Raw genomic sequence first — 26,637 nt, 5'->3', positions numbered from 1 at the left:
TCGATTCCATGCCTAGGCATTAACGATGTCCGCTTTTAATCCGGCTAACTGACTTGCTGGTCGTTTCTTACCACGACGAGCCCGCAATGCAGAAAGGATCGACACAGTGTCCACGACTTCCTGCAACAAGGCACCGATTAATGCGGGCACAACTCCAGTAGCCGCAATCAACATCAGGCCGACACAAACGAAAATCCCGATCAGCACGGATTCTTTGGCAATTCGCATAGTATCCGCGGCAATGATACGGGCACTCACTACACGACTCAAATCATCCTTCACGATAACAGCATCAGCGGACTCGCTAGCCGCAGTCGATCCGTGGGCTCCCATTGCAATGCCGACATCAGCGGTTGCCAGCGATGGTGCGTCGTTCACGCCATCCCCGACCATAATGACTGGTCGTAAATTTTTCGGCACTTGTTTGAGCGCAGCAATCTTATCCGCTGGCAATAACTCAGCGTGAACGTCATCAACGCCAGCCTGCTGTGCAATGGTCATGGCGCCTTGTCGTTGATCACCCGTCAACATCATAATATGATCCACACCCAAGCGACGCAAGCAATTCATGGTTGCCGGCGCTTCGTCTCGCATGGTATCCATAAACGTAATGGCACCCAAATATTTACCATCGCATGAGACATATACGGCAGTTTGCTGCTGTGGTGATAACTTTTCTTCGGTCACAAAGCTAAGTTTGCCGACCTTAATAAGATGATCATCAACCTGTGCGCTCACGCCGTTTGCTGTAGATTCCGCCACATCGCTAACGGGTACCAAATGTTGTGCACCAACATGTTCAACCAATGATCGGGCCAGAATGTGGCTCGAGCCCTGTTCTACACTAGCCGCTAACTGCAACAACTGATCATTTGTAGTTGAGCCTTCCGGTATCACTTGATCAACGCTTAGAACACCATTCGTGATCGTCCCAGTTTTATCAAACGAAATACTACGCGCATCAGCTAGTTTTTCAAGAGTTGTCCCAGTTTTAACGATGATCCCGTTGCGTGATGCCCGTGACATCCCAGAAATTAGCGCAGTCGGTGCCGCCAAAATCAATGGACATGGCGACGCAACCACTAACACTTGCGCAAAACGAACTGGGTCTTTAGAAATGAACCAAGCAATTCCCGCAATCACATAAGCAATCAATGTAAATGGCACAGCGTAGCGATCCGCCATGCGCACGAAATGCGCCGGCCGTGCTTCCGCTTCACGAACTAATTGAATAATCTTTTGGTATTGGCTATCAGCCGCCAGTTTGTCAACCTGAACTGTGATGATTTGATCTCCATTCACTGCACCAGACATCACTTCATCTCCAACGCCCTTTTCAACTGGCCGTGCCTCACCGGTCAAAGAAGATTCGTCAAACGTAGACGTCCCAATAACGACATGTGCGTCAGCCCCAACCATTTCGCCGGGCTTGATTAGCAAGCGATCGCCAACCTTTAATGAATCAACGTCGACATCAGTGATGGTGTCATCTGTCACGCGGTGCGCAACTTCGGGTGTTTTATCCAGTAATGCCTGCAACTCACTGTTCGCACGCCGTGATGCAAAATCTTCCAACGCATCGCCGCCAGTTAGCATAACTAAAACAACCAACGCGGCCCAGTACTCACCAACGGCAAGTGTGGCAACCACCGCTGTAATTGCAAGGAGGTCGACGCCATATTTACCACTGCGTAGCGTTCGAATCATCCCCATCAACATTCCAAACGCCATTACCGCCCCTACGATTGTAATCAACCACTGAGCAGCAGGCGCTTGATGTGCGATAAATTGCAACACTAATGCAATGACGGCGACCGAAATGATCAAACTCAGTTTTTGCCGGTTTTTCATGGGTACCCTCTCCTTCGTTATGTGTTGTTTGTTAAACTTATTATATTAGAATCATTCTAAGCAATCAATAAATAGTTTATTTTTCCACCCTATTTATTCAAAAAATACTTTTCCTTTAAATTGGTCTCAATAACTATTAAGGATACGTTTAATTCGACACTGTTGTTTTCAAAAAAAGACAGCTCAAGAGTGAGTCAAATGAAACTTATGAGCACCTATGCTGCAAGACAAGGGCACGCCGCTTGTCTTATGAAGCGATAATCATCTGCAACATAATAATTATCAAGCAATCATTAATAAGAGACAATTTAAATGCTTATACTGTGACAATCACTCAACAATATAAAAATCGCTTAAAACCAATTGTGACGCCACTTACTTTTTCTCTATCTTCGCCGTCATTTACTTGTTATTTATGCGTAAATGGGCTATAAATGTTGTAACGCACAAAATTAAATTAACGGGTGGAATAAAATGACTCCTATGAAGGAAGACTACCTAAAAATGATTTTTGAATTAGGTGGCGTTTCTGGAAAAGTTTCAAATAAACAATTATCGTTGAGTCTCGACATTGCGGCGGCGTCAGTTACTGAAATGATCAATAAATTAGTGGAAGAACGGTTGGTGTCACACACACCTTATGCTGGGATCTCACTAACTAAGTCTGGTCGTAAGGCAGCTGAGGAACTGGTTCGTAAACACCGTTTATGGGAGTGTTTCCTATTTCAAAAATTAGGCTACACTTTGGCAACAGTGCATCAAGAGGCGGAAAAACTGGAACACAGCTCAAGTGATCATATGATTGACGCACTTGACGCCTTTCTAGATCACCCTGGTCACTGCCCACACGGCGGTGCCATTCCTGATCAGGCCGGTAACTACGAAGTCGGCAGTCGGACAACGCTGGACGAAGTTGCAGATGGCACAAAGATTCGTTTGGCACGGTTCGTGGATAACCACGACTTGCTGGACTACTTGGAAAGCCTCAACTTCTCTATCGAACAAACGTACACGATCAAAAGTCACGCACCGTTTGAAGGCCCATTGACGTTAGCGAAAGCCGATGGTTCTACTGTTGATGTCAGTTTTAAGGCCGCCAACAATATTTTCGTTGATAAATTATAATTGAATAGTTTTCCAAAAAGGCGATTTCAGCACGCAAAAACGTGGTGAAATCGCCTTTTGAGTTTTGTTTAAAATAAACCGCTACTTAAAATAATAAATAGACCAATGATGATGAACAGACATGGAATCAACCATGTACCAAACCGTTCAATGCCATGAGCGATAGCCTTCGTTTGGACCAAACGGTTACTTAACCATAGCCAAAAAGCCGTCATCACAATAAAGACGAAAACAATTGTGACCATTCGCCACAACGGTTGATGTACAAAAAACGGGATGTAGACGCTTAGATTGTCCCCACCATCACCGACGGTCACACTCCAAACCAATGCCACGGAGAGTTTGCCAGATATTGCGGAAACAGTACTGGCTTCCTCCGCCGTGGCTTCGGTTACGGCTTGTGGCCGTTTGACCCATTTCCAAAGATTGACAACCCCAACAGTCAACGGTAGCAGTCCCAATAAACCGACCCACTTTGTTGGGACTGTCATGAAACCTAAACTAAGTAGCCAACTGGCCGCAACCAGTGACAGAATCCCGGCATACTGACCAACAATGACGATCGTCCGGTCACGGACCGTGCGCACGATTCCCCAAAACAACATTAACAGAATTAAATCATCTGTATTCGTGACCAAAAAAGCCACGACTGCTGACCATATCAACGCCATGCTCATCACATCCGTTTCCGGTCAGCACGGCGTTCGTCACGTCGCGCATGTCGTTTAATCGTTGCCCAGAAGGCCGGTGAACGACGACCCAAAGTTAAGGTGTAACTCAGGCTGGAACTTGCAGACAAGGCCCATAGAACCCACCAACCACCGCCGTGAATTCGTCGAAGTGGAAATAGTTCCTCGATGACGCCCTGAAAAGCTTCCTTAGACACCGCCACAATGGCAAGTTCCTCGTGTTTCAGAGTCGCTTCAGCGACCACTTGAATCGCTAAAATCAACGCCCACCCGATGAGGTAGTGAAGCCCACCACGTACTTCCACGCGATCTTCTAAATTTGACTTTTTTATCGGACGAATCGTGGCAAATTGGCCTTGATACACACCTATTACGGTACCAAGTATCAACATCCCCAACGCGATGATAACGTTGACGCCGCTATATTTAAACGTCACGCCAAACATAATTAATGAAAAAATCGGAATTAACCAGTATCGCCAGCGTTTAGGGCGTTCAAACCCAAACTGACCACGGATAAAATAAATTAATAATAGTAAACTCAAAATCACTGTCATCATGATGAATGTCCCACCTTGTCAATTGCCTCTCCATTATTATGGTTTTCGACAAGCGCGTCCATCTTTTTTATTGACTATGATTATTTTGTTATTTTGTCACAGCGCCATTTTCTAGTTACGTTATTTAGTATGTTCAAACCACTGAATGGCTTCATTGGCGACTCGTGTTGATTGTTCTCGTTGGAGAAAGTGTCCTGCTTGCGGCCACAATTCCTGTTTGAACGGTCCATCCATAAACGAGGCCATTGAACTAGCCTGGTGATAATCAGTACAACCATCGGCCCGACCAATTATGTTTAGCGTTGGCACTGCAATTCGATCATTTCGTTGTACCCGTTCAGCTAACGGTGCGTAATTCCCATCCGTCGGTGCATACCCCCAGCGAGACCGATACATATCGAGCGTCACCGCTGCCCAATCTGGATTGGCAAATGTTTCTTCAAAATCAGCGTGATCCGCATCAGTTAGTTCATATTGTGGACTCCACGATTGCCACATGTGTTCGGCAAATGTTAATGGATGATTGCGCACGTAACGCTCACCCTGTTCCGTTGTCATGAACCACTGATACCAGAAATTTTGAATTTGATCTAAGGATAGGTTTCCAAACGTTTGCCACCCCTCTGCGAGGACTACACTACTGCGAACAATGGCCGTCCCCCATAGGTTGCTCATCATTAACGCTGTAAACGCGCCCCAGTCTTGACCAATCAACCGCACTTGCCCCAATTGCAGTACATCGATCAAATCCTTAATATCTTGAGCCAATGCGAAAAAGCTACCGGTCCGGCGCGTTTGTTCATGTCGGAAGCAAGTGTGGCCAAATCCCCGCAGTGACGGAACAAACGTCTTGTAACCCGCTTGGTGTAATATCGGTAGCATTGCATCCCAAGTGTGCCAACTATCCGGCCAGCCGTGGAGTAATATCAATGGCTGGCCATCACTAGGACCACTGATGTTAACGGCCATGTGCAGATTCTGTGTATCAATTATTTTTTCCATTCTAAATTGCCTCCAGCTTGTGCAACGTTCTCTTTTTATTTAGTATAAGAACAAATTGGCATTCATAAAAATTGAACTTTTTAAACTAAACTATTGAAAATATTGAACCACGTTAAAAAGACAAAAAAGTGATAGTTCTCTTTCAAATCACCGATGGAGGCAATACTTATGGATATTCAGTACTTTCGAACATTTAAAATCATTTTGGCGACCGGAAGTTATTCGGCTGCCGCTACCGAACTTAATTACACGCAATCAACAATTACTGCGCAAATGAAACGACTGGCGAGTGTCATCGGCGAACCACCCTTTCTTTTTCGTGGTAAGACACTACGTTTATCCCCAGCTGGCAAACGACTGGTTCCCCTTGCCGACGCTATTTTAGCGAGCTATCAACAAGTCACCGACTTGGCAACACCACATCAACTGAGTGGCTCACTGCGTTTGTCGGTCCCGGAATCGTTAATGTTGTACGGTTTGAATCCGATCCTGCAAAGTTTTGCCGCACACAATCCCCTCGTTAATCTCACCATTAACAATGCAACCTGTGTTCAAAACCGCAAACTGTTACTATCCGACCAGGCCGACGTTGCCATAATGCTGTGGCCATTATTTAAGCCAGATCCACAATTATCAGTCATCGACTTAGGCGAACAACGCTGTTCGCTCGTTGCGGCCAGAGATGCGCCGACCACACTGGAAGCTATATTGGCACAACCGCAAGCTCACTTCGTTATCAATGAAAAACAGTGTGGCTACCGACAGGCCTTTGAACAGTATCGCCATCAACAATATTCCGAGACGCATATGCAAACGATGGAAGTCTGGAGTTTGGCAGCCATCAAGCAAACCGTAAGCGCTGGTCTGGGATTCAGTTTTCTACCAGATTTCGTAATCCAGGACGAATTAGCAAATGGACTGCTAAAACGTTTAACTCCGAACATTCCCACGAAACTGCACATTCAGCTATTGTTCCGCAAAAATTGGCACCCTGCCACTGTTGAGCAAATGGTTCAGACCATCAAAAGCCAGCTACCAACCGCTATCCCTGCTACTGATATTGATTAACCTTGTCACTGGTCTATTCGCATTTGGCCTGGACTAACTTAATAAGAAAATGAGAAATGAACGGTAGGACTTGAGTAAGGGCTTTCATTCGTCTATTATTGAGAGTGTAAATAGACACTTTCACAGTGTTAAATCTTATTTTTCGGGGGTTACAAGATGGCTACAAAGAAAATGATTCTTGATTTGGACACTGGTGTTGACGATGCCCTGGCTATTGCTTATGCGGTTGCTTCACCAGAAGTTGATCTGATTGGGATCGTTTCATCATACGGAAACGTACTGGTTGATAAATCAGCTGAAAATTCACTGGACCTATTGGAATTATTGGGTGCCACTGATGTGCCTGTCTTCTTGGGTGAATCACACTCAAGCACCACGGATCACTTTGACGTGATGGAAATCAGTCAAAAGATTCACGGTGTCAACGGAATCGGTGAAGTTAAGGTGCCAAAGGCCAAACGTGCCGTTGAATCTGAAGGCGCGGTTGATTTCATCATCGATGCTGCTCATAAATACGGTGACAACTTAATTTTGGTTCCAACTGGCCCACAAACCAACTTGGATGCAGCCATCACTAAAGACCCTGAAATCGCTAAGTTAATTGGTAACATGACCTTTATGGGTGGTGCTTTGACGGTTCCTGGTAATGTTACAGCCTTCACAGAAGCCAACATTAACCAAGATCCAGCCGCTGCTGACCGTGTCTTCCGTTCACCATTGAAGTCCACAATGGTTGGCTTGGATGTTACCCTGCGGACATTGTTAACAAAGAAAGAAACACAACAATGGCGTGACTTAGGCACGGTTGCCGGTGAAAAGTATGCCGACATCACCGACTACTACATCGACGCCTACTACAACTTGGACATCGACAAAAACGGTTGTGCCATTCATGACCCATTGGCCGTTGGTGTTGCCATCGATCCTAGCTATGCTAAGTTGATCGATTTGAACATGAAAGTTACCCATGATGACCCAGCTAACCCTGCCGATGTTGGCCGTACAATCGGTGACACTGCACGTTTGAACGACCCAACAACCAACATGAAGGTTGCTGTGGATGTCGACAAGGACCGTTACCTCGCCCACTTCATGGACTTGTTAACCAACTTGTTCGCCAAACACTAAAATTAACTAACATCGTCTTGTGCGATATTAAATATCCAAAACGACTCCCCCCTCAATTGGCGGAGTCGTTTTTTATCAACATAAAAGTTTCAAGAGATCACTGCCGTTACGCCGATTGGAATCGCCGTTCCATGGGACCAGGTTCAACCTGCAAAACCAGCAGTTTTCACCTTCGATTCTGAGCCACAGTTCGTCTCAGAAGTCGTCCCACAACACTAAGCGGCCCAAGTTCATGCCGCTAAGTGTTGTCGACACGGAACTCTGTTTTCAATCAGCTTCACTCCACTAATGAATCGCTAACACACCAGTGAACTACTGCAGTTAAAATATCGCTTGGAATTAAATGCCGTTCATGCGGAAACTTCGATCACGTTAGACATAGGCGTTAATATTGATACCGAGCCGTGAAAGTAACGTTAATTCGGGAGTGTGCCCGAATTTAGGTTGCGGACGGTCCCACGGCGGAGCGTATCAATATCGACAACCGTTCACACTATCTCGTAGACGGCCGATTCTGAACAAAACTTTTGGCGTGATCAAACGGGATAGCGTAAAATAAAAGTATTAATTTTATCAATACAGGAGAGGTATCATGACACATAAAATTTTAAGTGCCCTCAGTTACCTAAGCATTCTATTTCTACCCGTTTTATTTCCACTAGTCGTTTGGATTGCAGCCGCTGGACAACGCGATGTAACAACACATGCCGCACGTGCCTTCTGGACACAGTTATTGCCAACATTGATGGCTTTCGGAATTTTCTTCTTCGTGGCTGTTTACGGACTAACCATCGGACCAAACGCTGGGATGGGTTGGTTAACACTCCTTTTTATCGGAGCATTTGGTCTTGCGTCATTAGTATTGTGGTTTTATAACATCGTCATGGGCATTCGTGTCCTGCTCGACTAGACTGTTCATCCACGATTGAGGACTAAACTTTTATCCGAGAGGCTAACCATATGAAATCAAGTTCAAGCACAAATACCCGCAACCTTGTGTTGGCTGCGTTGTTTATTGCGATTATCATTGTTCAGGTTTTGGTACCCTTTTTAGGTTACATTCCCTTGGGACTCACTGCACTGGGCATTCAAATTTCAATCATTCAATTTACCGTCGCGATTGCCGCAATTGTCATGGGCCCATGGTGGGGCGGCCTTATCGGTGGCGTCTGGGGCCTAGCGTCACTCATTCAGGCTTGGACGACAGTCTACAACCTTGGTGCCTTCCTATTTCGTAATCCTGTCACCGCGATTTTGCCACGAGTAATGATTGGAATCGTCGTTGGGTACATTTTTCAAGAATTGGCGGTCAAACGACAACATCGTGGTTGGGCATTAACTTTGTCAGGCTTCATGGCTTCATTTACCAACACGGCGTTAGTTGTTATTTTCTCATGGATTACCATCGTAATGTTCCACATCTACTTTCCTGGCATTCCGCACAGTGGCACCTTCACGTGGATTTTATTATCACTGGTTGGCGTCAATGGAATTGCGGAAATGATTGCCGGCATCATTATTGTGCCAATCATCGGTGGAGCCATTTTAGCCGTTCGCCGGTCACGCTAATTAAGCGCTACGTTTGTTTGCTGACTAAACTTAAGCGTATTTTTAAACGTCGGTCGCCGACTTCTCACTAAGGTTTCATTTGAAATATGAACCGGTTTCAGCTAAGATAATTGCGTAATAACATTATATCTGGGGTGCCATTTGGCTGAGATAAAACCCATTGAACCTGATCCGGTTAATACCGGCGAAGGGAGATACGTAACCGGAATCCGTGTAAAAACGGGTTATTTACAATACGGAAATACGACCTCTCACATCAGGCTCGACGATTGTGAGAGGTCTTTTTTTGCAATCATCGGGTTATTTTGCGGGCAAGCAGCATCCTCAACACGGAGGGAAAGACAATGCAACAAAAAGCAGCACATTCTAACCGGTGGCATTTACGCGATGTCATTTTGATCACCATTACATCCATTTTTATGGGGATTATTTTCTTTGTCACAGGCTTTCTGTACAACGGACTGACACTAGCCCTAACGCCACTTGGTATGGCGCCGTTTGCAAACGACATTCTGTTGGGCCTGTGGACGATGGCCGGTCCGCTGGCAGCATTCATGTTGCAAAAGGTTGGTGCAGCAACGATTGGCGAGCTTCTCGCCTCAGCCGTTGAAGCCATTATCGGGGGTCAATGGGGCCCAAGTACACTGATTTCTGGTTTTGTTCAAGGTTTCGGGTCGGAACTTGGATTTACGTTCACCCTGTACCGCCGTTATGACATGGCGAGTTTATCGCTATCTGTCCTGACGACCGCGATCGTGACGTTTGCTTGGGACTTGGTCCGTTCCGGTTACGCCGCTTATCACCCGTGGATGATTGTCGCCTTGTTCATCACCCGCTTCATTTCCATGTGGGTCTTCGGCGCCCTGCTGGTTTCTGCAGTCACAAAGTTGCTTGACCGGTCACATTTATTGGACCGTCGTCACGCTTAATAAGCACCGCTAATTCTTAAGAAAAAGAGCTTGTCTGCATGTCAAAGATTAATTTGAACGATGTTACATTTCACTATGAACCCACATTACCGCCTGTCATCGAGCACCAAAACTTAGCGTTTGATGGCGGTACCTTTAACCTGTTGACGGGGCCGTCTGGCACTGGGAAATCCACGCTGCTCAAACTGATTGCCGGATTATATCCCGCATTTATGGGCGAAGCGACCGGAACTATCACGGTTAATGATCAGCCGGTAGTAGATTTGCCAGCTTCCAAACGTGCTCAACTCGTAGCGATGATGTTTCAAAATCCCAGTCAACAATTTGCGATGGAAACGCCACGCAATGAGTTAATTTTTACACTCGAGAATTTGCAAGTTCCCGCTGATAAAATGGACGCTCAGGTTAATGACGCACTGGATTTTGCTGGCGTCACGGATTTCGCTGACCGAAAGTTCACCTCATTATCCGGTGGAGAGCAACAAAAGGTCTCCCTAGCTGTGATTGTTGCGCTGAACGCTGAGGTCATCTTACTAGATGAGCCGTTTGCTAACATTGACCCAGATGCCCGTTTATTTCTGTTAACGCAACTGACCACATTAGTGAAAAAATACCACAAAACAATCATTGTCGCAGATCACGATTTATCCGATTATGAACCACTCATTGATCAACTGTATATTTTTGACGGTGAACGTCACCAAGTCCATCAAGCTGACTCCGGTGAGGCACAGACAAGATTCGCCGCTTTTGAACAACGCCAACATCAGCCTGCGCCCATTGCCCTACCAGCCGCTGAACTATCGCCTGAGTTCACACTAGATGGCTTCACAGTGGGCCACCAAGCACCACTCATTAACGATGCCAGCCTGAACATCCCCCAAGGCAAATTCGTTGTGCTCACTGGCGCAAACGGCACGGGCAAGTCAACACTGTTTGATGCACTGGTAAAATTGCAAACTTACACCGGTTCTCTCCAATGGCAAGGACAGGAAATCAGCAAATTGCGCGCTCGAAAATACGCACAATACGTTGCCCTCGTCTTTCAACAAGCCGCAAGTCAGTTTCTAACCATTACTGTAGCGGAAGAAATTGCGCTCAGCCTTAAATATCAGCAAACCACAGCTTGGACACAAAGTCGTATTGACGCGACATTGGCTTCACTAGATTTGGCTGGTCGCGATGATCAAGTCGTGTACTCGCTAAGTGAAGGTCAAAAAAAGAAACTGCAAGTGCTGTTAATGCTGATTATGGATGTGCCGACATTGTTGCTAGATGAGCCGTTGACCGGACTCGACCTCGTTTCAGCTCACACGGTGCTTAAGTTACTGCGTCATGCCGTTTTAGAAGAGCATCATACCGTATTAATGATTACGCACCAACTGACCGACGTCAGTCAATATGCGGATTACCACTTGCATCTAAGTCATCATCAATTGAGTTATGAGGCCAGCCTATGAATCCAACAATTTTATTGATTTTAGTCCTATTCGTAGGTGTTGAAATCTCGTTTACGTCTGTGATCTGGGCAAACGTTATTATTATCGCCATCTCCGTTTTAATCATGTTATGGCATCGTGCACCGATCTTATCGTACGTGCGATTACTGCTCGTGCCGCTTATCCCCGCCGTCGGTATCTGGTTTTCTATCCGCTACTTTTCGACTGCACAAAGCGTGCACTTTGCGTGGGTTATGGCTACGCGGATTTATGCCTACGCATTTCTCGGCGGCTTGTTTACGTTCTCAACAACAACCGAGAAAACCCTGGCTTCTCTCGAACAAAATGCCCATATTCCCAGTACGTTTGTGTACGGAATGTTAGGTGCCTTTAACTTCGTGCCTAAAATTCGTAGCGAGGTTAAGATCATTCGGGCTAGCGCTCAAATGCGCGGTATCAACCTGCATTTTTGGTCACCACAATTGCTGTTTAAAGCGATTGTCGCCGCCCTTAACTGGTCGGAAAATCTCGCTGAAGCGATGACTTCACACGGTTTCACCGAGAATGCGCCACGGACTCACCGGACGGTTATTAGGATTCCGTGGTGGAACTACTTATTATCTGTAGTCAGTTTAGTTGGCTTACAACTTCTTTTACTTTCCGGATTACAGTAAATAACGAAATTAAGAATAACCTTTCACTTCTTTGCATTAGAAAGGAAAACATTATGTATTTAAAGATAGCCGCAAACAAAAATAATCAGGTTACTGCACTTCAAAAATCACTTGGTTCACCTTCCAAAACTTTCATCAAGATGAACGATGATGGCACTCCTGCTCAACGCAATGGAAAAACATTGCTAGCCATCATGGACGAAAGTGCACTCAAAAATAGTCTTGCATCTGGAGAATTTACTCATGTTGAATGCTAATATCTGCCTTTAACGTTGGATAAAAAAAGTAGGGACAACCTCAAAAGATGTTGTCCCTACTTTTTTATCCAAATAGACAATTCGTCGAAAATTCAAATATTACTTTGAATTTCAATAATAGCTAAAACAATTCATCTTCACTTAAAATATTGATTCAAAAATGCTTCTACATGCTGTTGATAAACCGCCGGATCATGTTTAAACGACGCTGCGTGTTTAGCACCCTTAACGACCCACAATTCCTTTGGACCGGCGGCAGCCTTGTAGTTTTGGTAGACCATTCTCGTTGGCACAAATGTATCTTTGCTACCATGAATGAATAGCATCGGTCGCTGATTGCGTTTGACGGCGTTCACTGAACTGGCTTCCGAGTAATTATATCCGGCGCGCACCTGACTGATTGCACTCACGATAGGCACCAGCGGCCATGACGGGATGCCGTACATCGACTTCGCCTGATAGTTAATTTCATCCTTCACGGAAGTGTAACCACAGTCTTCGATATAGGCCTTTACCTGCTTAGGCACGTCGTGTTCGCCACTGACCATCATGGTTGTCGCACCGCCCATAGAAACACCGTCCATCAGTATCTGGCTGTCTTGTCCGTTCTTTTCAATAACTAAATTAATCCACTTCAAATAATCTTTTCGATCCAGCCAACCGTAGCCAATGTATTTACCCTGTGATTGTCCAGCGGCCCGATCATCAGGAATTAAGACATTGAAGCCGAGGTCGTGAAACATCGTACCATAGGCGGACATCTTTTCTTTGTTGCCACCGAATCCGTGGGCAATAACTACCGTTTTGTTGGTCTTCTGAGCCGCCGGTAAGTAGTTAGCGACTAATTTAAGGTTGCCTGGTTGACCAGTGATGGTCCACCGCTGTTTCTTCTGTTGACGGAACCACTGATCTTTTTGATACAGTGGTTCCGTCTTTTTCATGGGCGCATTATTGATAAAGGCCTTGTGACTGCGCACTTCGGCGACTTGAAAGAAGTATGAGCCAGCGCCAAGTAACCCACCAACAAGCAATAAAACGACTACGATTAGTGTGATCCACAACGCTCGGTGATGTTTTTTAACTGGCTGACCGCTATGACGCATCTGATGTTTAGTCATTAGTTAACCCCCTGCTCTAATTGTCTAACTTTAACACGATTCCCCACCTGACACAACGGGCGTTTGTGCACCAGGACTGGTATAATAGCGGTAACATTGTTGGTAAACGGAGGGATTTCATGAAGTACAAACAGAACTGGAATTTGGAAAACATTTTCCCTGGTGGCTACGATTCACCGCAGGCAAACGCACGTTTAAAGGAATTAAACCAAGATCTTGGCACGCTGGCAACTGAATTGGCCGCCCTTGACCTTGCAAAGGATGTACCAGCATACCACGGTCTGTCCGATTATTTGAAGCACCGGGAGACAGATATCAACGGTTTAATGGAACTCAACGTGTTCTGGACCGCCCACCAGTCCGCGGATTTCAACAATACCGCGATTGGTCCCAAATTGGCACAAGTCAGCGAAGCATTCAGTACGTTTAAGGATCTGGAAATTTCGTTTGGTAAAAAATTGGCCGAGATTAATGACGATGACTTTAAGACACTGATTGCTCTGCCAGACTTCAAGGAGATTGCCTTTAACCTCACCGAGGACCGCAAGTTAGCAGCTGAACAACTGGACGAAAAATCCGAAAGTATTATTAATAAACTGGCAATCGATGGTTTTACTGGTTGGAGCACACATTACGACACCATCGCCTCACAAATCAGCGTACCGTACACCGATGACAATGGTAAAACGCAGACCCTTTCAGCAGGCCAAGCGCTAAATCAGCTGACTGGTGCGCCGGACAACAACACACGTAAGAACATCATGTCTGCTTATGAAAAGGCGTGGGGCAGCCAAGAAGCCGTTGTCGGCGACACCTTGAACCATTTAGCTGGCTTCCGTTTGCAAAACTACAAGCTGCACGGTACCGATGATTTCTTGAAACACCCATTGGAATTGAACCGCATGAGCCGCCAAACATTGAGGGCAATGTGGAATGTTGTTGAAGCTAACAAGGGCATGTTCATCCCCTACATGGATCGTAAGGCAGCCCTATTAGGCAAACAAACATATGACTGGCAGGATCAAACCGCACCAATCATGGTCGACGGTTATGAAAGCAAAGCGATTGACTACGATCATGCGGCTGACTTCATCGTCGCTAACTTCCGTAAGTTCAGTCCTAAGATGGCGGACCTTGCCCAAACCGCGTTTGACAACCAATGGATTGAAGTCGAAGACCGCCCTGGCAAGCAACCTGGTGGTTACATGGAAGAAATCCCTGAACGCCAAGAATCACGCATTTTCTTAACCTACACCGGCACACCCGACGATGCTTCATCGGTCGCCCACGAAATTGGCCACGCTTTCCATTACAGTGTCGTCAAAGACCTGCCAGAAATGCGCCGCAGTTACGCAATGAACGTTGCCGAAACGGCTTCAACGTTCGCTGAACTGGTTGTGGCCGACGCTAACGTTAAATCTGCCACCAGTGTTGGTGAAAAGATCAACCTGTTAGACACCAAAATGAATAATCCTGTCGCTATGTTCATGAACATCCGCGCCCGCTACCTGTTTGAAACAAACTTCTATAAGGAACGGTTAAACGGACAAGTGACCCCTGAACGGATGGATGCTTTGATGTTAGCCGCTCAAAAGTGGGCCTTCTCCAACCATCTTGGCACTTACCACCCACACTTCTGGGCCAGCAAGTTGCATTTCTACATCGATGAAGTCCCATTCTACAACTTCCCTTACACGTTCGGTTACCTCTTCAGTCTTGGTATTTACGCGAAGGCTCAGGCAAGCGGTGGAAACTTTGAGGACCAGTACATCGCCCTCTTACGTGACACGGCCAACATGTCGACGGAAGACCTCGCTAAGAAGCACCTCGGTGTTGATCTTACCAAGCCGGACTTCTGGCAGTCGGGAGCGGATCTGGTTAAGAAAGACATTGACGAGTTCCTCAAACTCTCCGATGATTTGGTTCACTAAATTCAAACAGTTTTATATGCCGTTACGATGTGCTGAGACGCCGTTCCATGTGGACCGGTCTCAACCCCGCTGGGTTTTCGACCTCGATTCTGAGCCACAAGCCGTCTCAGAACTCGTCCCACAGTACTAAATGGCCAAAATTTCGCCATTTAGTACTGTTTACACGGAACTCTGTCTCCGCCCATCTCCACTTAAATAACAGTTAACCAGATCGTCGACAGACCATTAACAACCATTGCGAATTCGATTTAATCAAATCAAGGTTGTAGTTGCAATCTTAGCTGGAAGGCGTCAACAGTGACTCCGAGCCGTGAAGGTAACGTTAATTCGGTGGTTTGTCCGAATTTAGGTTACGGACGGTCGCCAAGACTCGGATTCTCACGAGGCTTGACGGCGAGGTGAAAGACCGTGAACTTGCGGGCTTGAACCGGTCCCACGGCGAGCGTGTCATTGTTGACAACCGTAAGCGGAATTTCAATTCAAAATCCACATGACTCAAGGAGGTTATCATGTCAGTCACTGCGTTTTCGTTTCCATCCACAGACCGCCGGCACGAACTGGAAGCCCGCATCTGGACGCCAGATGATCGGCAGCCCGTCGGCACCATTCAGATCGTGCACGGTATGGCAGAGCACATCGACCGCTACCAACCGTTTGCGGAATTTCTCAATGCTCACGGTTGGGTCGTGGCTGGCGATAACCATCTGGGTCATGGTCATTCGGTCGGCCATTCACCACTCGGATATTTTGGCAAACAACAGCCGATTGAACATCTCATTAATGATGAGTTTACCCTGACTAAACGGCTGCGCCACGACTATCCTGGTCTCCCGCATGTCATCATCGGTCATTCCATGGGTGCCATGATGGTCCAATTATTCTTAACTCAGTATGGAAGTTGGGTAGACGCAGCCGTTGTGATTGGCTCGGCCGTTTCCCATCCGATTCTAGCCGTCATCAGGCCCATAGTGGCCGTTCTCAACAACTTTGCGCCCCGCCAACCTAATCACACGTTGGACAGACTGGCCTTCGGTGCTTATGCCAAACGGTTTCCTGAGAATTCACCCTTTCAGTGGCTGTCGGAAAATCCTGTCAACGTTCATCGTTACAACAATGATCCATTGTCCGGTTTCACCTTCACCAATAACGGCTTCTCCGTGCTGTTTCGAATGACAACTTTGTCAACCAAACGGCAATGGCATCAGGGCATCCCCAAACAACTACCAATTCTATTCACCAGTGGTAAAGAAGATCCCGTTGGTGGCTTCAGTTTGGGACCACGCCGACATGTCCGTTCGCTAAAACGAGCTGGTTTTACCGACGTGACACTCAAATTATGGCCGCACATGCGTCACGAAATTCTCAACGAACGCGACCATGAGCGGGTCTATGCGGTACTATTAAAGTGGATCGAAGATCATACAATCTCTGTAGAAAGGAAGTGAGAATATGTTCCCTGAACGTTTACGTGCTATCCGCCGTGGTCGTCACATCACACTGGACCAGTTGGCGGACGCACTGAGTCAGAACCTCTCACCAAACGAAAAGCCGAACACTGCTTCACAAATTGGTAATTGGGAGCGTGGCATTCGGACCCCTTCCTACATTGAAGTGCGCAAACTTTCCGAATTCTTTGACGTCTCGCTGGATTACCTGACTGGAAAAACGGAACTGGATGAATATGATTTAGGCCGCTTATTTCTCTCCGGGAAACGGCTGACGTTTAACGGTGAAACACTTAGCAGCCAAGACCGTTATGAAGTGTACCAATTGATTGAAGGCTATCTTCACGGTCGGCAAACACGCCGTCCAGATGTCCCAATTGATCACCAAGAAGAACTTGATCTTGGTTATGACGACGAAAAAGAATAGAAAGGCAACCGCGTATGAATCCAAAACAACTTCGCAAACTTAAGCGCCAGGTTCAACAGCAACCCAAACGTAAAGCAGCTCCTTCAACGGATGCAAATGGCTTACGACCCGACGCTGGTGCGCACAACGATTATATTGTCGAAATGAACCAATTTCGGGACCAATTTAACGGTTTGGGTGAAGCTGTCTTTCTGATTAATCAGGTGTTGGAAGCTGACCGGTTGTTGTCGCGCGGACTGTTACCGCAGCCGCTTCCAGAACTATTGTTGCCAGACAATTTCCAGGACACCGTTTATCAGCATGTCCTGAAGCAATATCCGATTGGTGACAAACGTGGCGACAAGGTGTGGAATGCATTTTCCAACGCCCTGCCACGTTTGGACGCTGCCCTTCGGAACTTCCGCGACTACCTCGAAGATACGTATGGCATGTGGGCTTACATCTCCGCGCCGTTTGTTAACGACCTGAGTCAACATCTGAACGGTCGCCCAACGCTCGAACTCATGGCCGGTAACGGCTATATTTCAAAGGGACTGCGAGACAAGCAACCTTCACAACAGATTTTCACTACCGACTCCAAGGACTGGACCAAAGAAAACGAAACCGGTAAGCACCCCGTGACCGAGATTGAACAACTCGATGCGCTCAGTGCCATCGAAAAGTACGGTGATCAAGTCGGTGCCATTGTCATGTCTTGGTCGCCAGATGGACAAGATATCGACTGGCAAGTCCTTCAGAAAATTCGTCAGCTGAAAAAACAACCTGAATTCATTGTCATTGGCGAACAAAATGGTGCCACCGACTCTAAGACATTTTGGCAAAACGCTGATCTGACGGAAAGTGAACCTTTGAATCGCAATTTTAGCCGATTCGACCTCATTCACGATCGGGTATACATCGTCAAATAAGCCATTAAACGAGGTATTTATGAGTAAAACATTACGTGACGCATTGTCCTTTTTGGCTGGTGGTATCTTCCTGTTAGCCTTTGGCATCTGGGATAAGCAATTAGCCAGTGGTGCGTTTGGGTTCGTGTTATTGCTGATTGGTCTGTATAATCTGTACAACTATTGGCATGACAAACAAAACGAAAATAAGTAGCTAAATAATCAGCAGAACTCATTCAAAATTGATATGAGTTCTGCTGATTATTTTTGTTGTCGAGTGTCTGTTTATTGTATTTCACTACTATAAAATCGAAAAAATCCTCTATTGAAAAATAAAGCTTAGTTCGTTTGCGTATGTTGGAAGTAATGACATGTTTAAAACGGAGAATTGCCTGTGAAAAAACAAAAACATACTAAACTATTTAACAGAATAAGAAGAATGACAACTAAAGACATATTAGAAACAATCATTTCTTTAACCGGGGGTATACTCGTTGATGAATTGGTTTTTAAACATTTTAACGTAGGACACACTTTTGATCTGCTGAATATCCTTTTGCGTCCATTAGTTTCATTAGTTACCATCGTCGGTATCATGATTGCTCTCACCCAACTCAACATCACAAAAAGTTCGTACCAAGACTCACTCAAAAATTCCCAACTAATGCTTAAAGATAAAGAAAACGTGTATACATTGGAAGCCTCGAAATACTACAATCAAAAGCTAAGGGATAGTCTCCTATTTACAATTTCACGATACAAAAGAATTCTCAAAGAATTGCAGTATGATGATGCGAGAGTTAGCGACTCCAAACAGGCGATACGGGAATTTGCAAGTATTAATTCAAATATGAATCTAACGCTTCTCAAGATGAATCACTTTGCATTTTACTTTAAAGCGAATATGATTAATAAGGATTATGTACGAACCGAATGTACTGTAACGTTAACAACATTTTACCAGCTACCAGACATTGAAAAGGTGCTCATTGCTTACAGCGAAGGACTAAAAGAATTTAGGCATATACTAGCTGATTAGGAATGGTGAACGTGGAGGTCACGATTATGACTCATCAAGAAGAACAAAAACAACTCGATATTAAGAGAATCCTTGAATCTCCAACTGCGCCAAAAGAGTTTAAAGAACAGCTCATAAAACGTGGATTAGACGGCACACTTAAATATTATCAAGAGGAAAATTGGCGACAATTCGAAACAGCTGACATTTTCTCAAATCGCAATGGACGCATTGACGCGTTAATTCATGCACTTAATCGATCCTCTAAATAGTCATTCTTAAATCAAACTCATTAAACCGACCGATGTTTTAAAAACAGTCGAATACTTCCAGAAAATCAAAGACGATGTCAGAAATTGAAGTTACTCACCTTCAATTTCTGACATCGTCTTTTTCGATCATGATTTCTAACTTTTTAACTAATTTTGACGGTACTTTCGGACGCCAATAAAGATAAAGCCGCTTACCATCAAACTAATTCCCGCAATCGCCATCAACATTGAGTCTCGCTCACCAGTGTGTGGTAATGTCACTGGTTTGTCAGTTTCAGAAGCCGATTGAGACTTTTGAACTAGCTGAGTCACTTTAGTTACTGCGTGAACAACAGTTGGTGCAGTCTTTTGCGGCGTTATCGTCTCCGGCATCGCTACTTTAATCGGTGTTGCCACTGACTGTGGTGCACTTGGTTGTTGCGGTTCTGCTGGCTTCGGCTTTTCAGTCGGTACAGCAACTGGTACATAGGTCACCTCAACTTGTGCTGGCTTCCCGGGTATCGTCACCACGGTCACTACTGGCGTATAACCAGGCACTTGTGGCAATTCGCTGACTGGTACCTGCTGTCCCGGCACACCTGTGACTTGCTTCACTGGTACATTCGGAAGCGTGTGTCCATGCTGATCAACTGGCACTACAGTCGCGTCCTCAACGTAGTAGTAATTGACCGCACCATTCGTCACACCGTAAGTCCCACTGGCATTATTTGGTGTCGCAACCAGCGTATACCCCGCCACATTAGCAGGTGCAGCTTGATAGTTGCTTCCAAACGGACCACTTAACGTCACCGAACTCGTAATCGGTGTCGTCGTCCCTTGCAAGTAGTAGTTCACCACGACCGTTTCAGTCTGCGGTGTATACACGACGTTCACATTACCCGGTTTATCCGGCACATTTGGTGTCTTCGTAACGGTGTAACCAGGAATAGTCGGTAGCCCACCATGTGGCGATACCGGTTCACCCGGCGTCCCCGTGCCTGTCGGCGGTGTGACGCCCGTAATTGGCGTACCGGCTGGCGTAACAGGTACGGTCTTGTAATCCACGGTGTAATAGTAATCCACGGTTGAACCACCTGTCGCATAAGTACCACTGGCATTAGTTGGGGTTGCCACTAAGGTATAACCAGTTACGGTTGCGGCCTGACTGGTATAACTGTCGCCAACATTTCCGTTGAGGGTTTTACTGTCGGTAATCTTAGTCGTGGTCCCTTTCACGTAGTAGTTAACCGTTACCGTGCTTGTATCTGCCTTGTAGTAGAAGATCACATCTGTTGGTGTGCTCCCATAGGTGCCCGAAACCGTCTTGGCACTGGTCAACGTATAACCGCTGATCGTTGGCGCGGTCTCAGAATACTTATCGCCCACGGAACCCGTGGCAGACTGTTTCAACGTGCTTGATCCTGGTACAACCGTTGTCGTGCCTTCAAGATAATACTTAATTGCGATTCCAGACTTGAAGTTGAGATCCAAAGTTAGACTAGAAGCCGCCTTTTTATCATCCTCGTTGTTTAAGACATCTCCATCAGTCTGCGGATCATCCGTAATAAAGGACAGTGGCAAGGCCCTATTTACGGTGCCCGCCTTCGCATCCGTCTTCAACTTCACCACAATCGATCCGTCAGCCTTAACCGTGATCGAATCAAAACCATCAGGCAAGTCAACTTGCGTACTGGTAAAGGTACGGTCACTCCCATTGGCAAACGTCTTTAACTGATCAACCGTAATGCCTTGATTGTTGCCTTCCTGGACCTGCGTTTTAATGTCAGCAGTTGTGATTGTAAACGACTGAGTCTTGATGCCCAAGACATCCGCCAAGTTAACTGTTTGTTTCACGGTTTGCCGATTGGCCAATTGTTTGTTGATGGTCAGATGCATGAGGTCCCCATACTGATCTTTCAAGCTGGTGACCTTTCCCAGCTCATCACTCGTCCAGTTGGGATCAAATCCATTCCCATACAACTGTTGTTGCAGGTCATGTTGTTTTGCCGGGTCGGTTGGGTCATACGTCAATTGCTGGGTCTTGGTGTCGTACGTCCAACCATTATCATTCAATGTCTTAGCGTTGGCAGCGTACCAACCGTCCCAATCAAAGATAGCTGAACCCACATTTGTTGCCGGATCAACCTTTGTCTGATCACTGACGGAAGTGGACTGAGCTTTACTCAAGTCAATCACCACCTGCGCATTGCCGCTTTTATCGTAACCTGCGACTGCTGTTACACCGGTCTTGTCATTTTCAACGTTGCTGGCAACGTATTGTACCGTTGTCGTGGTATTCAAAGGTGTCCCTAAATAAGCATCTGGCGCTTGCGTATCATCCGGTGTCTTATTGTCTGCTTTCAATGGATTCGGTGTTGTCCCTTGGAAGTTTAAACCATCTGCATTTGTCTTTTGAGTAGCGTTGTAAACGCTGCTGACACCATCTTTACCAGTCTTAGTATCAGGACTAAAGACAACCCCTTTATGATTCAAATCACTCAAGGCTACTAATGTCTCAGAAATATAGTCTGGTTCGACTGTCGTATTCCCCTTGCCGACTTCCGCGGTAGCCGTCATCGTCTTCGTATTGTTAGTTTCAACCAACATATTCAAATTCGTTGCATGTGCCGTTGACGTTGAATCACTGGTTGGCGTCGTGTCAGTTGTGGCACTGCCATCGTTATCGACTTCAATACTATTCTGCATGACCGTCTGAAGCCCAGTCTCACTGACGTTCACGGAACCATCCTTAGCATAAGTAATCACTACTATGGAATTCTTATATCCCGGTTTCAACTGGTCATTTGGGGTTTCTTGGTTATCAATAGTCACCGTATCGCCAGCGGTCATAACACCAGTATAGTTAGATGCGGTTTGCTTACCATTGATATCCGTGACGGTGTACGTCAACTTACCCGCGGCATCAATCTGAATCTCTGCAGTGGACTTACCTAGCAACGTAATTGTCTGTGAAACAGTGTTGTAGTCCTTGCCGTACACCGCATTCGGCTTCACTTGCAGGAAACTCTGATTGCCACCAACGATCCCATTACCAAAGAAGCCCGCATAGGTCTGGTCAGGTACAACCCGATTCGTCGTATTGTCTGTCGTGTCTTTCACACCGTTGTAGTCAGTCTTTGCGACTCGTTGAACGAGTGTGATCTCACTGACATAAGATTTACGGTAATCCCAACCGGCTTGATACACATCACCGGCACTGGTGCCATCTTTCGTTGTTTGGTCCCCTGTGACAGCAGTCGTAATCACACTTTGTGCATCGCGGATAAACTGATAGTTAAAGGAACCGTCGCCGTTGTCAATGACGACTAACTTCGTAAACTTTGATGCATCCTTGGCATTATTATTGATCTGCATACTTGGATAGGTGACTAAAACACCATTACCTAAAGCTGTGGCGCCTGACAGTTTAGTCGCGTAATCAACTTGACCACTACTATCCTGACCAATGGCAGCCATTGATCCGCCGTCATTAGCGACTTGATTACCGGTCCGGGCATCATCGATTTCGATCTGAACGCTGGTAATCTGTCCCAAATCAGGGGCTTGGGGATTGGCATTTCGTTTAATGGTAATGACCGCATTGGTTGCATCGGCATTACTGTAATGAACTGTCCAAACGGTTGAACCATCCGGATTCGTCGTTGTTAAGACTGGCGTTAGCTTGTCGGTTACAGTGCTCGTATTTTCATAACGATACGTATCGCTAGTAGGATCGCCTACCGGACTCTCACCAGCTTTAACAATTGGATGTAAGTCTTTTTGCACGGCCGCGTAACCGGCTTCATAAGCTGGGCTGGCAAAGAGAATTACAACTCAAGCAACAATTAGTAAACTTGAAAATGACAGTGTCGCTCCTAACAGTGAAATTATGACAAAGCTCGTTCACCGATTACATCTGTCCATGGACGACATTATGATTGAAGACGAGCAGACACCAGAACAGCTATTAACGCAGGCCGATCAGCTAACAGAAGTATTTGATTATCAAGGTACGGCAGACCTGCTCAATAAGATCGACCGTGAGTCGTTCTTTACTAATGAAGACAAATTTCACTATAGTTTTTTGAAAATCAACGCCACAATGTGGTTAACACATGACTTTGACACTAGTATTTTTGACTTTAATCGAATCTTGGATGAGATCACAGATAAAAAGCAGAGCATTTATGCATTGCTAGCTGTATGTCAGCTCGGTACTGCCTATCTTTCTAAAGAACAGCCAAAGCAGGCTGCTTATTATTTTGATCAAGTGGCATCTTTACTCGACGGAATAGATACAGAGAAATACCTTTACTGGACATTATTTATGTTGGATAACCTGACGAACTTTTGGTCAAAACAACGTCAGTTTGATAAAAGTAATAGTTACGGTCACCAAGCCTTAGCACTGGCTCGAGACCATCAAACCGTCTTGTTTATGGAAACCCTGAATTTTACCCTGGGTGAAAACATAGCCTACACAAAGGGATGGGACGATAAAGAAGCCCGTCAGTATCTCATTCAGGGTTGGTCATTTGCACACTTTGCCGGCAACCAGGTTGCTTTAAACATTATGAGTCAGCTAATGCGAGAACATCATATTACTGGTGACTGGTAGCTTCCTTATAGTAGAGTTTGATTTATGTAAACTAATTCAATGATAGATAAAACGGCGTTACGATTTTGCATATCAGGAATGCAAAATCGTAACGCCGTTCGTTTAGTCTATATTTGGTTCTAGAAATTTAAAGTTGTGCATTAATTTTAGTTAGTAGCTCCGCTAATAGTTGCTGCTCCCCGGGGGTTAACGACCCAATTGTCCGGTCAGCTACCCCTGCTTCAAATTGATGAATGGTTGGATATAGTGCTGTGGCCTTCTCTGTTGGAAATAACCGCCGAACTTTTTTGTTAACCGCGTCCGGCCGTTTCTCGACGTAACCTTCCGCGATCAATTTTTGAACCGCCCGAAAGCTCGTTGTGCGATCTACTGCCATATCGGCTGCCAAAGCATCAAAAAAGAGCCCAGGCCGTTCACAAATCCGTAGTAGATATTGAAAACGATTATTGTTCAGTCCTTGAGATGCGAATTCGTGATTGGCACTCGCCGTAGCACGCCGTGAAAAGGTACCGATTTGTCTTAATTCATCAATCATTTTTAAACCCCTTGTTGCATTTGCAATAAAATAAAACTATACTAAATGCCATTAATAACGAAAGAAGTAACACTATGTGGCAATTAAAACGGTTTCCAGAACTCACTCCAAATGAATTATACGACATCTTCTATGCACGAATCCAGACCTTTGTGGTCGATCAAAACCGAATTTATCAAGAAGTCGATGAGCATGACAAAGCAGCACTACATTTAATGGATTACGAAAATGGTCGTCTTGTTGCATACGCACGAATTTTCACAGAAGAAAAGCACGTGACGTTTGGCCGCGTGCTGTCGATTCCCGAAGTTCGTGGACAAGGTTACGGACGGTTGCTACTCGAACAGATCATGCAAGTATTGAATGATCACTTCAGCAATCTCCCCGTCGAAATTGAAGCCCAAGAACAGGTTCAGGGTTTATATACAAAATTTGATTTTCACGCTGTGGGCGATGTGTTCTTATTCAACCACACACCACACATCAAGATGGTTCACGAACCATTGGCAACTACTCATGCAACTCAATTGGCTGCCCATCAGGGTCGTGAATAAACGTCATTGCCTTCCCAGTGAACTCGTCATGACGAATCGGTTCAGACTTTACACCCAGTTCAGCTAACTCAATCACCGTTTGCGACACATCTTTCACCATAAAAGCGATGTGGCGTAATCCCAGCGCCTCTGGATACGTTAACCGTGCCGGACTATTTGGGCGCACAAAGAGTTCCAATTGAACGTTGCCGGCACAAAGCATGATCACGGTATCATGTTTAATTGGACGGTCATATTCACTGACCATCTGAAAACCAAGCTTCGTGATGTAAAAATCCTTGGCCTTCGTGTAGTTTGAAACGACGATTGCGATGTGATGCAATGTGCTTAATTCCATGTGTGCCCTCCTCTGTGTGCGGCTTAGCGATTACTTAGTGCTCAGGCCGCACTCCTTACCTATTAGTGTAGCATACTCGCCAACTTCTCCCTTTTTGAATGCTTAACTCAAGCACTCAAAAAATGGGCAAAAAAAAGCTTCTATCATAAATGATAGAAGTTAGTTTGGCGTGTCTGGTATACCTCCCAGACTTGAGGGGTTCTTCAATCACGAAGAACTGAGTACCGGCACCCAATTAGTAGTCGGTGGGTGGGCCGCCGTGTTCCACAACACGAACGATCAAGCACTCCTTATACGAAGGAAAAACGTGCCCCCGGCTTCGATAGCCACTAGCCTCCGCAGAGGAACGACATTACTGCCGTCTGGCTGATCTCGACTCATCGCATGTAAATACACTAACATCTTATTGAGATGAATGCAAATGTGGGATGCGCAGAAGTCAGAATTTTATGGCTGAAAGTGCATATTTAATATCTGTGTGGATTGAGGCTGGCTCATTGAGCTAGCAGCATGTCCGTTACGCCGACCGGCAACGCCGTTCCGTGAGGACCGTTTCAGCCTGCTGAAAATCGCAGTCTTCAACTCGACTTCGAGCCAAAATACGTCTCGAAGCTCGTCCCACACACCTTGATGGGCTAAGACCGCGCCCATTGAGGTGTGTCGACACGGAACTCTGTTGCCGGTCGACTCCACTCATCTAAAAAGTGAGTAGGTGTGTTGATACCAGCAGTCATTATGGCCTGCTGTTAACGTAAAAAACGAGCAGTCGTCGTATACTTTGGGAAGTTGACGAGTGCTCGTTAACGCAACACACCACCGCTTTTGCGGATCGGTAGGATGTCATCTCCAGTGGCATCCTTTTTACGTTGTCATTATAACATGTTCATCCTAAAAAGAGTCAGTACAATTGGATGATTCATGTAAAAACAAATCGTTCAATCGACTGATATAACAACATTTATAGATGCTATCATCTTACTGACTTTCTCATGAAAGCGGCATGGAAACCTCATCTAAATCGAGGGAACCGTCGTGCCTGATTTGCTATAATTTTTGTTACCGAGAAGTGAAGACGGTGGTGACTCTGGCGTATTTATACGTCTGAAAGAAGATGGTGCTAATGGGGTAAGAATTTTTTACCGTATTGCCGCAGAATCTGATGGAAAGGAGTTACCTCGTGTCCGTAAAGGATGCACTGCACCTAGTGCTGGAGTTTGCCATGTTC

Annotated in this window: 26 protein-coding genes and 1 riboswitch; of the genes, 18 read left to right on the top strand and 8 right to left on the bottom strand. The window is 45.7% G+C overall.

Annotated elements, in window-relative coordinates:
• Positions 1 to 12: 12 nt before the first annotated feature.
• On the bottom strand, positions 13 to 1,851 hold the full coding sequence (locus G400_RS0110925) for a heavy metal translocating P-type ATPase (RefSeq protein ID WP_017261515.1): 1,839 nt from the start codon (positions 1,849 to 1,851) through the stop codon (positions 13 to 15).
• A 474-nt stretch (positions 1,852 to 2,325) separates the two neighbouring features.
• On the opposite strand from G400_RS0110925, the gene G400_RS0110920 reads away from it, so the two are divergent.
• Positions 2,326 to 2,976, top strand: a complete 651-nt coding sequence (locus G400_RS0110920) for a metal-dependent transcriptional regulator (RefSeq protein WP_026017100.1) — start codon at positions 2,326 to 2,328, stop codon at positions 2,974 to 2,976.
• Positions 2,977 to 3,044: 68 nt separating this feature from the next.
• On the opposite strand, the gene G400_RS0110915 is transcribed toward G400_RS0110920, so the two are convergent.
• The 3 genes from G400_RS0110915 to G400_RS15150 form a co-directional block, all read right to left on the bottom strand.
• A complete protein-coding gene (locus tag G400_RS0110915) occupies positions 3,045 to 3,647 on the bottom strand; it encodes a cadmium resistance transporter (RefSeq protein WP_162129498.1) in 603 nt (200 codons plus the stop codon).
• A gap of 5 nt (positions 3,648 to 3,652) precedes the next feature.
• The gene (locus G400_RS0110910) at positions 3,653 to 4,225 is read right to left on the bottom strand and encodes a hypothetical protein (RefSeq protein WP_017261518.1); all 573 of its coding nucleotides are present in this window, start codon (positions 4,223 to 4,225) and stop codon (positions 3,653 to 3,655) included.
• Positions 4,226 to 4,345: 120 nt separating this feature from the next.
• Positions 4,346 to 5,227 carry an alpha/beta fold hydrolase gene (locus tag G400_RS15150; protein WP_017261519.1) on the bottom strand — a complete coding sequence of 294 codons (882 nt, stop codon included), beginning with the start codon at positions 5,225 to 5,227 and terminating at the stop codon, positions 4,346 to 4,348.
• Between the two features lie 168 nt (positions 5,228 to 5,395).
• Here G400_RS15150 and G400_RS0110900 point away from each other — a divergent pair, with 168 nt between their 5' ends.
• From G400_RS0110900 to G400_RS0110865, 8 genes are all read left to right on the top strand, one after another.
• Positions 5,396 to 6,295 (top strand): LysR family transcriptional regulator, encoded by a 900-nt coding sequence (locus tag G400_RS0110900; RefSeq protein ID WP_017261520.1) that lies wholly within the window; start codon positions 5,396 to 5,398, stop codon positions 6,293 to 6,295.
• A gap of 156 nt (positions 6,296 to 6,451) precedes the next feature.
• Positions 6,452 to 7,423: a nucleoside hydrolase gene (locus G400_RS0110895; protein WP_017261521.1), complete on the top strand. Its 972-nt coding sequence runs from the start codon at positions 6,452 to 6,454 to the stop codon at positions 7,421 to 7,423.
• Between the two features lie 592 nt (positions 7,424 to 8,015).
• On the top strand, positions 8,016 to 8,333 hold the full coding sequence (locus tag G400_RS0110890; protein ID WP_017261522.1) for a DUF4870 domain-containing protein: 318 nt from the start codon (positions 8,016 to 8,018) through the stop codon (positions 8,331 to 8,333).
• 50 nt (positions 8,334 to 8,383) lie between these two features.
• Positions 8,384 to 8,992 (top strand): ECF transporter S component, encoded by a 609-nt coding sequence (locus G400_RS0110885; RefSeq protein ID WP_017261523.1) that lies wholly within the window; start codon positions 8,384 to 8,386, stop codon positions 8,990 to 8,992.
• Between the two features lie 120 nt (positions 8,993 to 9,112).
• A riboswitch (TPP riboswitch) is annotated at positions 9,113 to 9,202 on the top strand.
• 134 nt (positions 9,203 to 9,336) lie between these two features.
• Positions 9,337 to 9,921, top strand: coding sequence for an ECF transporter S component (locus tag G400_RS0110880; RefSeq protein WP_017261524.1), 585 nt, complete (start codon positions 9,337 to 9,339; stop codon positions 9,919 to 9,921).
• Between the two features lie 38 nt (positions 9,922 to 9,959).
• Entirely contained in the window at positions 9,960 to 11,381 is a 1,422-nt protein-coding gene (locus G400_RS0110875) for an ATP-binding cassette domain-containing protein (RefSeq protein WP_017261525.1), read from the top strand.
• Complete coding sequence (locus G400_RS0110870) at positions 11,378 to 12,034, top strand: energy-coupling factor transporter transmembrane component T family protein (protein WP_017261526.1); 657 nt, start codon at positions 11,378 to 11,380, stop codon at positions 12,032 to 12,034. Before G400_RS0110875 ends, G400_RS0110870 begins: the two co-directional genes overlap by 4 nt.
• A gap of 53 nt (positions 12,035 to 12,087) precedes the next feature.
• On the top strand, positions 12,088 to 12,291 hold the full coding sequence (locus tag G400_RS0110865) for a hypothetical protein (protein ID WP_017261527.1): 204 nt from the start codon (positions 12,088 to 12,090) through the stop codon (positions 12,289 to 12,291).
• Between the two features lie 137 nt (positions 12,292 to 12,428).
• Here G400_RS0110865 and G400_RS0110860 read toward each other — a convergent pair whose 3' ends face one another.
• Complete coding sequence (locus G400_RS0110860) at positions 12,429 to 13,409, bottom strand: alpha/beta hydrolase (protein ID WP_017261528.1); 981 nt, start codon at positions 13,407 to 13,409, stop codon at positions 12,429 to 12,431.
• Between the two features lie 119 nt (positions 13,410 to 13,528).
• On the opposite strand from G400_RS0110860, the gene G400_RS0110855 reads away from it, so the two are divergent.
• From G400_RS0110855 to G400_RS0110825, 7 genes are all read left to right on the top strand, one after another.
• Positions 13,529 to 15,340, top strand: coding sequence for a M3 family oligoendopeptidase (locus G400_RS0110855; protein WP_017261529.1), 1,812 nt, complete (start codon positions 13,529 to 13,531; stop codon positions 15,338 to 15,340).
• A gap of 509 nt (positions 15,341 to 15,849) precedes the next feature.
• Positions 15,850 to 16,785, top strand: coding sequence for an alpha/beta fold hydrolase (locus G400_RS15145; protein ID WP_017261530.1), 936 nt, complete (start codon positions 15,850 to 15,852; stop codon positions 16,783 to 16,785).
• 4 nt (positions 16,786 to 16,789) lie between these two features.
• Positions 16,790 to 17,212 (top strand): helix-turn-helix domain-containing protein, encoded by a 423-nt coding sequence (locus G400_RS0110845; RefSeq protein WP_017261531.1) that lies wholly within the window; start codon positions 16,790 to 16,792, stop codon positions 17,210 to 17,212.
• A gap of 14 nt (positions 17,213 to 17,226) precedes the next feature.
• A complete protein-coding gene (locus G400_RS0110840; protein WP_017261532.1) occupies positions 17,227 to 18,120 on the top strand; it encodes a hypothetical protein in 894 nt (297 codons plus the stop codon).
• A 19-nt stretch (positions 18,121 to 18,139) separates the two neighbouring features.
• A complete protein-coding gene (locus G400_RS16340) occupies positions 18,140 to 18,313 on the top strand; it encodes a hypothetical protein (protein WP_017261533.1) in 174 nt (57 codons plus the stop codon).
• Between the two features lie 180 nt (positions 18,314 to 18,493).
• Positions 18,494 to 19,138, top strand: coding sequence for a hypothetical protein (locus G400_RS0110830; RefSeq protein ID WP_017261534.1), 645 nt, complete (start codon positions 18,494 to 18,496; stop codon positions 19,136 to 19,138).
• A 26-nt stretch (positions 19,139 to 19,164) separates the two neighbouring features.
• Complete coding sequence (locus G400_RS0110825; RefSeq protein WP_017261535.1) at positions 19,165 to 19,389, top strand: hypothetical protein; 225 nt, start codon at positions 19,165 to 19,167, stop codon at positions 19,387 to 19,389.
• A 147-nt stretch (positions 19,390 to 19,536) separates the two neighbouring features.
• Here G400_RS0110825 and G400_RS0110820 read toward each other — a convergent pair whose 3' ends face one another.
• Positions 19,537 to 23,154 (bottom strand): MucBP domain-containing protein, encoded by a 3,618-nt coding sequence (locus G400_RS0110820; protein WP_017261536.1) that lies wholly within the window; start codon positions 23,152 to 23,154, stop codon positions 19,537 to 19,539.
• A 148-nt stretch (positions 23,155 to 23,302) separates the two neighbouring features.
• Here G400_RS0110820 and G400_RS0110815 point away from each other — a divergent pair, with 148 nt between their 5' ends.
• Complete coding sequence (locus G400_RS0110815; protein ID WP_017261537.1) at positions 23,303 to 23,986, top strand: hypothetical protein; 684 nt, start codon at positions 23,303 to 23,305, stop codon at positions 23,984 to 23,986.
• 127 nt (positions 23,987 to 24,113) lie between these two features.
• On the opposite strand, the gene G400_RS0110810 is transcribed toward G400_RS0110815, so the two are convergent.
• Positions 24,114 to 24,521 (bottom strand): MarR family winged helix-turn-helix transcriptional regulator, encoded by a 408-nt coding sequence (locus G400_RS0110810; RefSeq protein WP_017261538.1) that lies wholly within the window; start codon positions 24,519 to 24,521, stop codon positions 24,114 to 24,116.
• Positions 24,522 to 24,595: 74 nt separating this feature from the next.
• Here G400_RS0110810 and G400_RS0110805 point away from each other — a divergent pair, with 74 nt between their 5' ends.
• On the top strand, positions 24,596 to 25,075 hold the full coding sequence (locus tag G400_RS0110805; protein WP_017261539.1) for a GNAT family N-acetyltransferase: 480 nt from the start codon (positions 24,596 to 24,598) through the stop codon (positions 25,073 to 25,075).
• Here G400_RS0110805 and gloA2 read toward each other — a convergent pair.
• Entirely contained in the window at positions 25,032 to 25,412 is a 381-nt protein-coding gene (gene gloA2 / locus G400_RS0110800) for an SMU1112c/YaeR family gloxylase I-like metalloprotein (RefSeq protein ID WP_017261540.1), read from the bottom strand. The two genes, G400_RS0110805 and gloA2, sit on opposite strands and share 44 nt — an antisense overlap.
• Positions 25,413 to 26,637: the final 1,225 nt, after the last annotated feature.

Source organism: Furfurilactobacillus rossiae DSM 15814 (genome assembly GCF_000428925.1).
GTDB lineage: Bacteria > Bacillota > Bacilli > Lactobacillales > Lactobacillaceae > Furfurilactobacillus > Furfurilactobacillus rossiae.
This window is presented reverse-complemented; position numbering and strand designations above follow the sequence as displayed.

Excerpts from the sequence above, each read along its gene's own strand:
- G400_RS15150 (WP_017261519.1), bottom strand. The coding sequence starts at position 5,227 with ATGGAAAAAATAATTGATACACAGAATCTGCACATGGCCGTTAACATC.
- G400_RS0110900 (WP_017261520.1), top strand. The coding sequence starts at position 5,396 with ATGGATATTCAGTACTTTCGAACATTTAAAATCATTTTGGCGACCGGA.
- G400_RS0110885 (WP_017261523.1), top strand. The coding sequence starts at position 8,384 with ATGAAATCAAGTTCAAGCACAAATACCCGCAACCTTGTGTTGGCTGCG.
- G400_RS0110810 (WP_017261538.1), bottom strand. The coding sequence starts at position 24,521 with ATGATTGATGAATTAAGACAAATCGGTACCTTTTCACGGCGTGCTACG.
- G400_RS0110845 (WP_017261531.1), top strand. The coding sequence starts at position 16,790 with ATGTTCCCTGAACGTTTACGTGCTATCCGCCGTGGTCGTCACATCACA.
- G400_RS0110815 (WP_017261537.1), top strand. The coding sequence starts at position 23,303 with ATGATTGAAGACGAGCAGACACCAGAACAGCTATTAACGCAGGCCGAT.
- G400_RS0110910 (WP_017261518.1), bottom strand. The coding sequence starts at position 4,225 with ATGATGACAGTGATTTTGAGTTTACTATTATTAATTTATTTTATCCGT.
- G400_RS0110865 (WP_017261527.1), top strand. The coding sequence starts at position 12,088 with ATGTATTTAAAGATAGCCGCAAACAAAAATAATCAGGTTACTGCACTT.
- G400_RS0110880 (WP_017261524.1), top strand. The coding sequence starts at position 9,337 with ATGCAACAAAAAGCAGCACATTCTAACCGGTGGCATTTACGCGATGTC.
- G400_RS0110840 (WP_017261532.1), top strand. The coding sequence starts at position 17,227 with ATGAATCCAAAACAACTTCGCAAACTTAAGCGCCAGGTTCAACAGCAA.
- G400_RS0110895 (WP_017261521.1), top strand. The coding sequence starts at position 6,452 with ATGGCTACAAAGAAAATGATTCTTGATTTGGACACTGGTGTTGACGAT.
- G400_RS0110870 (WP_017261526.1), top strand. The coding sequence starts at position 11,378 with ATGAATCCAACAATTTTATTGATTTTAGTCCTATTCGTAGGTGTTGAA.
- G400_RS16340 (WP_017261533.1), top strand. The coding sequence starts at position 18,140 with ATGAGTAAAACATTACGTGACGCATTGTCCTTTTTGGCTGGTGGTATC.
- G400_RS0110860 (WP_017261528.1), bottom strand. The coding sequence starts at position 13,409 with ATGACTAAACATCAGATGCGTCATAGCGGTCAGCCAGTTAAAAAACAT.
- G400_RS0110920 (WP_026017100.1), top strand. The coding sequence starts at position 2,326 with ATGACTCCTATGAAGGAAGACTACCTAAAAATGATTTTTGAATTAGGT.
- G400_RS15145 (WP_017261530.1), top strand. The coding sequence starts at position 15,850 with ATGTCAGTCACTGCGTTTTCGTTTCCATCCACAGACCGCCGGCACGAA.
- G400_RS0110855 (WP_017261529.1), top strand. The coding sequence starts at position 13,529 with ATGAAGTACAAACAGAACTGGAATTTGGAAAACATTTTCCCTGGTGGC.
- G400_RS0110875 (WP_017261525.1), top strand. The coding sequence starts at position 9,960 with ATGTCAAAGATTAATTTGAACGATGTTACATTTCACTATGAACCCACA.
- G400_RS0110925 (WP_017261515.1), bottom strand. The coding sequence starts at position 1,851 with ATGAAAAACCGGCAAAAACTGAGTTTGATCATTTCGGTCGCCGTCATT.
- G400_RS0110890 (WP_017261522.1), top strand. The coding sequence starts at position 8,016 with ATGACACATAAAATTTTAAGTGCCCTCAGTTACCTAAGCATTCTATTT.
- G400_RS0110915 (WP_162129498.1), bottom strand. The coding sequence starts at position 3,647 with ATGGCGTTGATATGGTCAGCAGTCGTGGCTTTTTTGGTCACGAATACA.
- G400_RS0110825 (WP_017261535.1), top strand. The coding sequence starts at position 19,165 with ATGACTCATCAAGAAGAACAAAAACAACTCGATATTAAGAGAATCCTT.
- G400_RS0110805 (WP_017261539.1), top strand. The coding sequence starts at position 24,596 with ATGTGGCAATTAAAACGGTTTCCAGAACTCACTCCAAATGAATTATAC.
- gloA2 (WP_017261540.1), bottom strand. The coding sequence starts at position 25,412 with ATGGAATTAAGCACATTGCATCACATCGCAATCGTCGTTTCAAACTAC.